11 protein-coding genes are annotated in these 10,783 nt (G+C 68.2%); 10 read left to right on the top strand and 1 reads right to left on the bottom strand.

Translation table 11 applies throughout. The features are described from left to right. Together ACX938_RS17485 and ACX938_RS17480 are read left to right on the top strand one after the other, a co-directional pair. Window positions 1-111: integrase core domain-containing protein (locus tag ACX938_RS17485; protein ID WP_459430238.1), on the top strand; the 111-nt coding region annotated here is incomplete at its 5' end. Window positions 112-142: 31 nt separating this feature from the next. After that, entirely contained in the window at window positions 143-418 is a 276-nt protein-coding gene (locus tag ACX938_RS17480; protein WP_459432003.1) for a DUF6477 family protein, read from the top strand. Here ACX938_RS17480 and ACX938_RS17475 read toward each other — a convergent pair. After that, a complete protein-coding gene (locus ACX938_RS17475) occupies window positions 409-1,956 on the bottom strand; it encodes a trimethylamine methyltransferase family protein (RefSeq protein WP_459431999.1) in 1,548 nt (515 codons plus the stop codon). The genes ACX938_RS17480 and ACX938_RS17475 overlap by 10 nt on opposite strands. A gap of 240 nt (window positions 1,957-2,196) precedes the next feature. On the opposite strand from ACX938_RS17475, the gene guaA reads away from it, so the two are divergent. The 8 genes from guaA to ACX938_RS17435 all read left to right on the top strand — a co-directional run bounded on the left by guaA (window position 2,197) and on the right by ACX938_RS17435 (window position 10,745). After that, entirely contained in the window at window positions 2,197-3,771 is a 1,575-nt protein-coding gene (gene guaA / locus ACX938_RS17470) for a glutamine-hydrolyzing GMP synthase (RefSeq protein ID WP_459431998.1), read from the top strand. 7 nt (window positions 3,772-3,778) lie between these two features. Continuing rightward, the gene (locus ACX938_RS17465; protein ID WP_459431997.1) at window positions 3,779-4,438 is read left to right on the top strand and encodes a YrbL family protein; all 660 of its coding nucleotides are present in this window, start codon (window positions 3,779-3,781) and stop codon (window positions 4,436-4,438) included. A 58-nt stretch (window positions 4,439-4,496) separates the two neighbouring features. Continuing rightward, window positions 4,497-5,354: a DMT family transporter gene (locus ACX938_RS17460; RefSeq protein WP_459432002.1), complete on the top strand. Its 858-nt coding sequence runs from the start codon at window positions 4,497-4,499 to the stop codon at window positions 5,352-5,354. A gap of 105 nt (window positions 5,355-5,459) precedes the next feature. Beyond that, window positions 5,460-6,578, top strand: a complete 1,119-nt coding sequence (locus ACX938_RS17455; protein WP_459431996.1) for an OmpP1/FadL family transporter — start codon at window positions 5,460-5,462, stop codon at window positions 6,576-6,578. A gap of 282 nt (window positions 6,579-6,860) precedes the next feature. After that, complete coding sequence (locus ACX938_RS17450) at window positions 6,861-7,784, top strand: DMT family transporter (protein ID WP_459431995.1); 924 nt, start codon at window positions 6,861-6,863, stop codon at window positions 7,782-7,784. A 50-nt stretch (window positions 7,785-7,834) separates the two neighbouring features. Continuing rightward, a complete protein-coding gene (locus tag ACX938_RS17445) occupies window positions 7,835-8,713 on the top strand; it encodes an ATPase (protein ID WP_459431994.1) in 879 nt (292 codons plus the stop codon). A gap of 102 nt (window positions 8,714-8,815) precedes the next feature. Beyond that, entirely contained in the window at window positions 8,816-9,766 is a 951-nt protein-coding gene (locus ACX938_RS17440) for a homoserine O-succinyltransferase (RefSeq protein WP_459432001.1), read from the top strand. Between the two features lie 7 nt (window positions 9,767-9,773). Beyond that, window positions 9,774-10,745, top strand: a complete 972-nt coding sequence (locus ACX938_RS17435) for an alpha/beta fold hydrolase (protein ID WP_459432000.1) — start codon at window positions 9,774-9,776, stop codon at window positions 10,743-10,745. Window positions 10,746-10,783: the final 38 nt, after the last annotated feature.

Here is a 10,783-nt window from a genome sequence, read left to right as displayed (position 1 = left end):
TGGCGCACCGACTATAATCACCACCGCCCCCACACGAGCCTCGACGGGCTCACCCCGTGGGAATATCACCAACGGTCGAAAGGGGACCAAAACCTGAACAGAGCGAACTAAAGAACGCGGACTCTACGGGGAGCAGGTCAGGCTGAAGCGCCCGCGGCTCCTGGTGGAGACGGCGCGGATCAGCGCCGCGCGCTACCGGCGCGAGCAACACCTGCGCGGGCTTCTGGGCGGCGAGAGCGCCGAGAACACCGCCCCGCTGGGCATCCTGCGCGCGCTCGAAGAGGCCGAGGAGACCAGCCGCCGCGCCGGCGCGGCGGGCTACCGCGCCACCCGGCACGTGGCGCTTCTGGGCGCGCTCCTCGGCGAGATGCGGCGCGCGGCGCAGGAGACGCCCCGCGCGCCCGGTCCTCAGGAATAGGCGTCGGACATCTCGGATTTGCGGCGCGCGACGAAGTCCGACAGCGCCTCGGCGATGCCGGGATCGAGCATGGGCGTCACATAGGCGTCGAGCTTCTGGCGCACCTTGATCTGCGCCAGGCTCGCGCTGTCGCGGGCGCCCTCCTCGGACCAGGTCTCGAAGGGTTTGTAGTCCAGCACCTCCGAGCGCCAGAAGGCGTTCTTGAAGTTGCGCTGGGTATGCGCGCAGCCCAGGTAGTGCCCGCCGGGGCCGACCTCGCGGATGGCGTCCATCGCCTGGTGCTCCTCGTCGATCATCACGCCCTTGGCGAGCTGGTGCAGCGCGCCGAGCTGATCGGCGTCGAGCACGAATTTCTCGTAGGAGGACACCAGCCCGCCCTCGAGCCAGCCGCAGGCGTGCAGCATGAAGTTCACCCCCGACAGAAGCCCCATGTTGAGCGAGTTCGCCGTCTCGTAGGCGGCCTGGGCGTCGGGGATCTTCGAGCCGCAGAAACTGCCCGAGGAGCGGTAGGGCAGCCCCAGCCGCCGGGCGAGCTGCCCCGCGCCATAGGTGATATGCGCGGCCTCGGGCGTGCCGAAGGTCGGCGCCCCGGAGTTCATGTCGATCGAGGTCACGAAGGCGCCCATGATCACCGGCGCGCCGGGGCGCACGAGCTGCGAATAGGCGACGCCCGCCAGCACCTCGGCCAGCACCTGGGTCAGCGTGCCCGCCACCGAGACCGGCGCCATGGCCCCGCCGACGATGAAGGGCGAGATGATCGCCGCCTGGTTCGCCGCGGCATAGGTCTCGAGCGCGCCCATCATCACGTCGTCGAAGGTCAGGGGCGAGTTGATGTTGATCAGGCTGGTCATCACCGTGTTCTCGGCGATGAAATCCGCCCCGAAGAGCAGCTTGCACATCTCGACCGAGTCGGCGGCGCGGCCGGGGTCGGTGACCGAGCCCATGAAGGGCTTGTCGGTCAGCGTCATATGGGCGTGCAGCATGTCGAGGTGGCGCTTGTTCACCGGCACGTCGGTCGGCTCGCAGACCGTGCCGCCGGAATGGTGCAGCCATTTCGACATGTGGCCGAGCTTCACGAAGTTGCGGAAGTCCTCGATGGTGGCGTAGCGCCGCCCGCCTTCGAGGTCATGCACGAAGGGCGGGCCATAGACCGGGGCCAGCACCAGGTTGCGGCCGCCGATCTCGACGTTCTTCTCGGGGTTGCGGGCGTGCTGGGTGAACTGGCTGGGCGCGGTGGCGCAAAGCTGGCGCGCCAACCCGCGCGGGATGCGGACGCGTTCGCCGGTGACATCGGCGCCCGCGGCGCGCCAGCGCTCCAGCGCGGCGGGGTTGTTCACGAAGTTGACGCCGATCTCCTGCAGGACCGTCTCGGCGTTCTCCTCGATGATGGCGAGGGCTTCTTCGTTCAGCACCTCGAAATTGGGGATGTTGCGCTCGATGTAGCGGGCGGTCTCGATGGTGGTGGCGGTCCGTTCCGCCCGGCGCGCCGCGCCGCCGCCGCCTCCCCGTCCGCGCCTGCGTGCCGCTGCTTCGCTCATGACCCCAGCTCTCCGATCTGTCCCGGGGCGGTCGTCCCGCCCGTTTTGCTGCTGTCTAGCCCAGCCGGAGCGCCCTGCCCTGTCCCGATTGCGCCGCTCCAGGTGGAAAAGCGACATTCGGCGTCCCGGGCCGCCTCGCGGGCCCGGATCCCGCCCCGCATCCCCGGGCAGGGCCACAGCTGCGCACCGCGGCACAGAGCGGCCCTTGCGGAGCGGGAACGTCGGGCTTAAGCGACAGATATGGAAGAACATGCCCGCCACCACGAGCGCCTGCTCATCATCGACTTCGGCAGCCAGGTCACGCAGCTCATCGCGCGCCGCCTGCGCGAGCTGAAGGTCTATTGCGAGATCCACCCCTACCAGAAGGTGACCGATGCCTTTCTCGAGGACTTCGCGCCCAAGGCGGTGATCTTCTCGGGCGGGCCCGACTCGGTGACCCGCGAGGGCTCTCCGCGCCCGCCGGCCCGGGTCTACGACCTCGGCGTGCCGATCCTCGGCATCTGCTACGGCCAGCAGGTCATGATGCAGGACCTCGGCGGCGCGGTGAAGGGCGGCGAGGGCACCTCGGAGTTCGGCCGCGCCTTCGTGGAGCCCACCGAAGAGCGCATCGACCTTCTGAACGGCTGGTTCCTCGACGGCTCACACCGCGAGCAGGTCTGGATGAGCCACGGCGACCACGTCGCCGCCATCGCGCCCGGCTTCAAGCCCTACGGCACCTCGCCCGGCGCGCCCTTCGCGGTGACCGCCGACCTCGAGCGGCGCTTCTACGCGGTGCAGTTCCACCCTGAGGTGCATCACACCCCGAACGGCCGGACGCTCTACGAGAACTTCGTGCGCGACGCGGGCTTTTCGGGTGACTGGACCATGGGCGCCTACCGCGAAGAGGCGATCCGCAAGATCCGCGAACAGGTCGGCGACGCCAAGGTGATCTGCGGGCTCTCGGGCGGGGTCGACAGCTCGGTCGCGGCGATCCTCATCCACGAGGCCATCGGCGACCAGCTGACCTGCGTCTTCGTCGACCACGGGCTCCTGCGCCTGAACGAGGCCGACGAGGTGGTCTCGATGTTCCGCGACCACTACAACATCCCGCTGATCCACGCCGACGAGAGCGACCTGTTCCTGGGCGAGCTCGAAGGCGTCAGCGACCCCGAAGAGAAGCGCAAGACCATCGGGCGGCTCTTCATCGACGTCTTCCAGAAACACGCGGGCGAGGTCGGCGGCGCCGAGTTCCTGGCCCAGGGCACGCTTTATCCCGACGTGATCGAAAGCGTCAGCTTCTCCGGCGGCCCCTCGGTCACGATCAAGTCGCACCACAACGTCGGCGGCCTGCCCGAGAAGATGGGCCTGAAGCTGGTGGAGCCACTGCGCGAGCTCTTCAAGGACGAGGTCCGCGCGCTCGGCCGCGAGCTGGGCCTGCCCGACAGTTTCATCGGCCGCCATCCCTTCCCCGGGCCCGGCCTCGCGATCCGCTGCCCCGGCGAGATCAGCACCGACAAGCTCGAGATCCTGCGCAAAGCCGACGCGGTCTATATCGACCAGATCCGCAAGCACGGCCTCTATGACGAGATCTGGCAGGCCTTCGTGGCGATCCTGCCGGTGCGCACCGTGGGCGTCATGGGCGACGGGCGGACCTACGACTACGCCTGCGCCCTGCGCGCGGTGACCTCGGTCGACGGCATGACGGCGGATTACTACCCTTTCAGCCACGACTTCCTGGGCGAAACCGCGACCCGGATCATCAACGAGGTGAAGGGCATCAACCGCGTCACCTATGACGTGACCTCGAAACCTCCGGGCACCATCGAGTGGGAGTGAGGGCGTCATGCCGCACGCGCTTTTGCTCAATCTCAGGGACACCCAGCGCCTGGCCGGCGGGTCGGAGCGCCACGTCTTCCGCATCGAGGGGCGGACCGACGTGGTGGTCAAGGTCATGCGGTCGAAATACCTGCGCAGCCTGCGCATGGCCGACGACCGGACGCTGCTGGGCTGGCTGAAGGTGCGCCGCGCCTATGCGCTTTTCCGGCGCGAGCAGAAGGCGCTGGGCGACGTGATGCTGCGCGCCGCCATCCGCGAGGAGATGCCCCCGGTCATGGGCTTCCGCGGCTACATCCTGACCGAAAAGGGCCTGGGCCAGATCGTCGAGATGATCGCCGACGAAAACGGCGGCGTCGCCCCGAGCCTGCACGACCAGTTGCAGGGCGACTCGGTGACCGAGGCGCAGATCGGCGCGCTCAACAGCTTCGTGGCGCAGCTCTACGACTGGCATGTCGTGGCGCATGACCTCAGCCCCAAGAACATCGTCTGGAACGGCCCGCAGGCGCGTTACGTGCTGGTCGACGGCTTCGGCGACCGCGCGCTGCTGCCGCTGAAGTCCTGGAACCGGCGTCTGAACAACCGCCGCCTCGACCGCGCCTTCAAGGAGATGGGCGAGAAGTCGGGGCTGACCTGGATGCGCGAGAAGCGGGCCTTCGCGCGTGACTGACCAGAGCCGCACCCTGCCCGCCCAGCCCCGGAGCGACACGATCCGCGCGGCGATCTGGATGATCGGCGCGATCGTGTCCTTCATCTCCATGGCCATCGCCGGGCGCGCGGTCAGCATCGAGCTCGACACCTTCGAGATCATGCTCTTCCGCAGCCTGATCGGCATTTTCATCGTCTGGGGGCTGGCGCGGCTCTTCGGGCGCGCGCATGAGATCCGCCGCGCCCGCATGGGGCTGCATCTGGTGCGCAACATCAGCCATTTCGCGGGCCAGAACTTCTGGTTCTACGCGATCACCGTGATCCCGCTCGCGCAGGTCTTCGCGCTGGAGTTCACCTCGCCGATCTGGGTGATGCTGCTTTCTCCGCTGATCCTGGGCGAGAAGCTGACCAAGACGCGCGGCATCGCCGCCTTCGCGGGCTTCATCGGGGTGCTGGTGGTGGCCCGCCCCTCGCCCGAGACGTTCCACTTTGGGTTGATCGCCGCGGCGCTGGCCGCGCTGGGCTTCGCGGGCTCGGCGGTCTTCACCCGGCGGCTGACGCGCAGCGAGAGCATCGTGTCGATCCTGTTCTGGCTGACGGTCATGCAGGCGGGCCTCGGGCTGATCTGCGCGGGCGCCGACCTCGACATCGCGCTGCCCTCGGCGGCGAGCTGGCCCTGGGTGGCCTTGATTGCTTTCGCGGGACTCGTGGCGCATTTCTGCCTGACCACCGCGCTCAGCCTCGCGCCCGCGACCGTGGTCATGCCGATCGATTTCACCCGCCTGCCGCTGATCGCCGTGGTCGGCATGCTGCTTTACGCCGAGCCGCTCGATCCTTTCGTGCTTCTGGGCGCGGCGGTGATCTTCGCGGCCAACTACTTCAACATCTGGTCCGAGACCCGCGGCGGCGCTCGCGCAAAAGCTGTGACAGAAAAGTGACGTTACGACCCTCCCCCGGTAGCTGACGCCGGGTCAAAATTGCTGCGACGCACCCCCTGGCGGTATTGAGGCGCCAGGAGGAGTTACCCAGGGAAGAGGGACACCATGAAATACGCACTACTCGGCGCCTCGGCTCTCGCCATGGCCGCCGCATCGGCGCAGGCCGGCGGTGTTGATCGCTCGGGCCAAAGCCTCGATCCGATCTTCGAAGACGGAAACTACGTCGAACTGAGCTTCGGTTCGGTGAACCCGAGCGTTTCGGGTTCGGAACTGCCCGGCCTCGGCCAGGGCGGCTCCGGCTCGGACGACATGGCCACCGGCTATCTGCAGCTCGGCCTGGCCTACAAGCGCCAGATCACCGAGGATTTCTCGCTCAGCCTGATCTACGACCAGCCTTTCGGCGCTGACGTCGATTACCCGACCGGCACCGGCTACTACGCCGCCGGCTCGAACGCCGAGCTGAACTCGCACGCGATGTCGCTGATCGGCCGCTACATGCTGAACGAGAACTTCAGCGTGCACGGCGGCGTGCGCTACCAGACGCTGGCGGGCAAGGTCGAGATCGACAACTTCGTCGGCCCGGCCCAGGTCCTGAACTACGAGGGCGACCTCGAGAAGGACGGCGCCTTCGGCTACTCGGTGGGCGCGGCCTACGAGATCCCCGACATCGCCCTGCGCCTGGCGCTGACCTACAACTCCGAGATCACCACCGACCACGATTCGCCGGAGAACGTGAACGGCGCGGCGGTGAGCTCCTCCACCGAGATCACCACCCCGCAGTCGGTCAACCTGACCTTCCAGTCGGGCGTGGCCAAGGACACGCTGGTCTTCGGCGGTGTGCGCTGGGTCGACTGGAGCGAGTTCGACATCACGCCCATCGGCTACCAGAACGCGACCGGTGCCTCGCTCGTCTCCTATGACGACGACACCTACAGCTACACGCTGGGCGTCGGCCGCCGCTTCTCGGAGGCCTGGGCCGGGTCGATCTCGGTCGGCTACGAAGAGCAGCAGGGCGGCATCGCCTCCAACCTCGGCCCGACCGACGGCTACTGGTCGCTCGGCCTGGGCGGCGCCTATACCTACGAGGGCGTCGAGATCTCGGCCGGCATGCGCTACGTCTGGATCGGCGACGCCGAGACCCAGAACGCCGTGGCGAACCCCGCCGCCGAGTTCGAGGACAACAACGCGCTTGGCGTGGGTGTGAAGGTCGGCGTGACCTTCTGATCCGACGCGGGTCTTGCGAGTTGAGGACGGCCCGGTTGCCTTGGTGGTGACCGGGCCGTTTTCTTTGGTGCTGCGTGGGTTTTGAGCGGATCGGGGCCTTCGGCCTGTCGTTGGCAGAGCGCGACTGCCCTTCTTCGCAGCTTCGGCCACACCCCCGAAGCCAGCCACAACGGCTCCACAGCCCCAGGACCCGCCGACGGGCCACCACCCTCACCACGCCCACTCCCACCAACCCGCAGGATTCGGATCGCGCGCCCCCGCGCCCTCGGCTAAGCCTGTGCCATGGCACCGCAAACCAGCATCTCCGCCCGCGCCTGGATCGAGCTCACGCTGCTCGCGATCATCTGGGGCGCCTCCTTCCTGGCGATCCGCACCGCGCTTGACGAGATCGGACCTTTGACCGTCGTCTTCTTCCGCGTCGGCATCGCGGCGGTGGTCCTCTGGGGCTGGATCTGGCTGCGCGGGCTGCCGCTGCCCAAGGGCGCCGCGCTCTGGCGGGCGGGGCTGGTCATGGGACTTCTGAACAACGTCCTGCCCTTCACCCTCATGGCCTGGGGGCAGCTGCATATCACCACCGGGCTGACCTCGATCCTGAACGCCACGACGGCGATCTGGGGCGCGCTGGTGGCGAGCCTCGCCTTCGCCGACGAGCGGCTCACGCCGCGCCGGGCCCTGGGCATCGCCCTGGGCTTCGCGGGCGTCGCCATGGCCATCGGGCCGGGCGCGCTTGGCGGGCTGGAGCTGGCCAACCTCGGGCAGTTCGCGGTGATCGCGGGCACGCTCTCCTACGCGCTGGCGGGCGTCTGGGGGCGGCGGCACCTGTCGAACCTGCGCCCCGAGGTGGCGGCCGCCTTGATGCTCACCGGCGCCAGCGCGTTGATCCTGCCCTTGATGCTGGCCGTCGAGGGCCTGCCGCCGCTGCAACTCGCCCCCATCACCCTGACGGCGGTCCTCTACTACGCGGTGATCGCCACGGCCTTCGCCTACCTGCTCTATTACCGCATCCTCGCCATGGCGGGCGCCTCGAACCTGATGCTGGTCACGCTGATGATCCCGCCCATGGCCATCGCGCTTGGCGCGCTGGTCCGCGGCGAGACGCTGCCGCCCAATGCCTGGGCCGGTTTCGGGCTCCTGGCGCTGGGGCTCCTGGTGCTCGACGGTCGCGTCTGGGCCCGGCTCGCGCGGCGAGGCGTCACAAGGGTTTGACGCCGATGCGCGCTCTGGCTAGGCCTCCGGAACGCAAGGGGGCGAGGCAGATGCGACGGATCTACGAGACAGCGGAAGACTGGCGCCAGGCGCCCGAGAAGCGGGTGCTGCTCTTTGCCATGTCGGGCCTGGGCAAGACCCATGTGGGCAGCATGCTGCGGGCCGGCGGCGGCTGGTTCCACTACTCGATCGATTACCGCATCGGCACCCGCTACATGGGCGAATACATCGCCGACAACGCCAAGCGCGAGGCGATGAAGAACCCCTTCCTGCGCGACCTCCTGCTGTCCGACTCGATCTACATCGGCTCGAACATCACCTTCGACAACCTCGCACCGGTCTCGACCTACCTGGGCAAGCCCGGCGATCCCGAACAGGGCGGCATGGAGATCGCCACCTACCGCCAGCGCCAGAAGCAGTTCCGCCGCGCCGAGATGCAGGCGCTGCTCGACACCGGCTATTTCATCGACCGGGCGCAGGACCTTTACGGCTATCCGCATTTCCTCTGCGATACCGGCGGGTCGATCTGCGAATGGGTCGACCCCGAGGACCCCGAGGACCCGATCCTCTCGGCCTTGTCGCGGCGCTGCCTGATGGTCTGGATCGAGGGTAGCGAGGCACATACCGAGGAGCTTGTCCGCCGCTTCGACCGGGCGCCGAAGCCCATGGCCTACCAGCCGGAGTTCCTCGAGACGGTCTGGGCCGACTACCTCGCCGAGATGCAGATCGCGCCCGACAAGGTGAACCCCGACGCCTTCATCCGCTGGACCTATGCCCGCGCCCTGGCGCACCGCCAGCCGCTTTATGCGGCCATGGCGCGGAACTGGGGCGTGACCGTCACCGCCGAGGAAATGGCCAGCGTCACCAGCGAGGCGGGCTTCACCGAGGTCATCGCCGCGGCGCTTGACCGCGCGGCGCCCTCGGGCTGAGGCGAACACAGTCGCATGAGCCGCCCGCCCGGGCGGCTTGAGACCGCTCCGGCCATGGCCTATCTCTGGCCCTCGCCCGCATCCCCCCCGGAAGGTGATCCCATGCCGATCAAGCTGCCCCGCACCCTGCCCGCCTACGAGGTTCTCGACCGCGAGGGCGTCATGGTCATGGGCGAGGATGCGGCGGACCAGCAAGACATCCGGCCCCTGCGCATCGGGCTTCTGAACCTGATGCCGAAGAAGATCGCCACCGAGAACCAGTTCGCCCGGCTGATCGGCGCGACACCCCTGCAGATCGAGCTGTCGCTGATCCGCATGACCGAGCACCAGACCCGCAACACCGCCGCCGACCACATGGAGAGCTTCTACCGCCCCTTCGCCGAGGTCGAGGCCTCGGGCGAGAAGTTCGACGGGCTGATCATCACCGGCGCCCCAATCGAGCACCTGGAGTTTCCCGAGGTGACCTATTGGGACGAGCTGCAGCGCGTCTTCGACTGGACCCAGAACCACGTGCATTCGACCTTCGGCGTCTGCTGGGGCGGCATGGCGATGATCAACCATTTCCACGGGGTGCCGAAGCACCTGTTGGACCAGAAGGCCTTCGGCTGCATCCGGCACCGCAACTGCGCGCCGGCCTCGCCCTACCTGCGCGGCTTTTCCGACGACATGGTGATCCCGGTCTCGCGCTGGACCGAGCTGAAGCGCGAGGAGATCGAGGCCGCGGGCCTGCGCATCCTGATCGACAGCTCCGAAACCGGCCCCTGCCTCGTCGAGGACATCGATCACCGTGCGGTCTACATCTTCAACCACCTCGAATACGACAGCCACACCCTGAAAGAGGAATACGACCGCGACATCGCCGCGGGCCAGCCGATCAACGTGCCGGCCAACTACTACCCCGGCGACGACCCGGCCGAGCCGCCGCAGAACCGCTGGCGCAGCCACGCGCATCTTCTTTATGGAAACTGGATCTCCGAGATTTACCTGACCACGCCGTATGACATGGCCGAGATCGGCCGCTCCTCGACCGACCTGCGGAAAAAGGGTCTCTGACGTGGCGATGATGGGAAAACTGGCACTGGCGTTCGGGCTGGTGGCGCTGGCGGGCTGCGCGGCGGGCGGGCTCGGCACCGCGCGGTCGCCCAAGACGCAGGAGACCTGGCCGCCGATCGGGCGCTTCGTGACGCTCGACGACGGGCGGCGGGTGCATGCCTTCGTGACCGGCGAGGGCCCGGACCTCGTGCTGATCCACGGCGCCAGCGGCAACGTGCGGGATTTCACCTTCTCTTTCCTCGAGGAGGTGAAGGACGACTACCGCGTGATCATCTTCGACCGCCCCGGGCTGGGCTATACCGACCGCGCCAGCCCCGAGGTCGCGGGCGCCTTCACCACCGAGGCCGAGACGCCCTTCGAGCAGGCCGCCATGCTGAAGGAGGCCGCCGACAAGCTCGGGGTCGAGCGCCCGGTCGTGCTGGGCCATTCCTACGGCGGCGCGGTGGCCATGGCCTGGGGGCTGCGTCACGATCCGGCGGCGCTGGTGGTGGTCTCGGGGGCGACGATCCCCTGGTCGGGCGGGCTTGGCCCGCAATACCGGGTGCTGGGCTCGGCGGTCGGCGGGGCCATCGTGCCTTATATCGCCCGGCCCTTCGCCACGCGCGGGCGCATCGAGACGGTGACCGAGGCGATCTTCGAGCCGCAGCCGATCCCCGAAGGTTACCTCGATTACGTGGGCCCCGGGCTGACGCTGGAGCTGGGCGCGATCCGCGCCAACGCGCGGCAGGTGAACACGCTGCATGCCGCCGTCTCGGAGATGGCGCCGCGCTACCGCGAGGTCACCGTGCCGATCGAGATCCTGCATGGCGCCGAGGACGAGGTGGTCCCCCCGCAGGTCCATGCCGAACCGCTCATGTCCCTGGTTCCCAACGGCAATCTGACCCTGGTCGAGGGCATCGGCCACATGCCGCACCACTGGGCCCCGGGCGAGGTCCGCGCCGCCATCGACCGCGCCGCGGCCCGCGCCGGGCTGCGCTGAGCGTTTGCGTTAATCCTTTTCACATCCCATATTCGCGA

The sequence above is a fragment of the Roseivivax sp. genome (assembly GCF_054552075.1).
Note: the sequence above shows the minus strand (reverse complement) of the source record. Positions and strands in the feature narration are given on the sequence as shown.

Coding starts and splice junctions, on each gene's coding strand:
- ACX938_RS17445 (WP_459431994.1), top strand. CDS start 7,835: ATGCGACGGATCTACGAGACAGCGGAAGACTGGCGCCAGGCGCCCGAG.
- ACX938_RS17460 (WP_459432002.1), top strand. CDS start 4,497: ATGATCGGCGCGATCGTGTCCTTCATCTCCATGGCCATCGCCGGGCGC.
- ACX938_RS17475 (WP_459431999.1), bottom strand. CDS start 1,956: ATGAGCGAAGCAGCGGCACGCAGGCGCGGACGGGGAGGCGGCGGCGGC.
- ACX938_RS17455 (WP_459431996.1), top strand. CDS start 5,460: ATGAAATACGCACTACTCGGCGCCTCGGCTCTCGCCATGGCCGCCGCA.
- ACX938_RS17440 (WP_459432001.1), top strand. CDS start 8,816: ATGCCGATCAAGCTGCCCCGCACCCTGCCCGCCTACGAGGTTCTCGAC.
- ACX938_RS17435 (WP_459432000.1), top strand. CDS start 9,774: ATGATGGGAAAACTGGCACTGGCGTTCGGGCTGGTGGCGCTGGCGGGC.
- ACX938_RS17465 (WP_459431997.1), top strand. CDS start 3,779: ATGCCGCACGCGCTTTTGCTCAATCTCAGGGACACCCAGCGCCTGGCC.
- ACX938_RS17450 (WP_459431995.1), top strand. CDS start 6,861: ATGGCACCGCAAACCAGCATCTCCGCCCGCGCCTGGATCGAGCTCACG.
- guaA (WP_459431998.1), top strand. CDS start 2,197: ATGGAAGAACATGCCCGCCACCACGAGCGCCTGCTCATCATCGACTTC.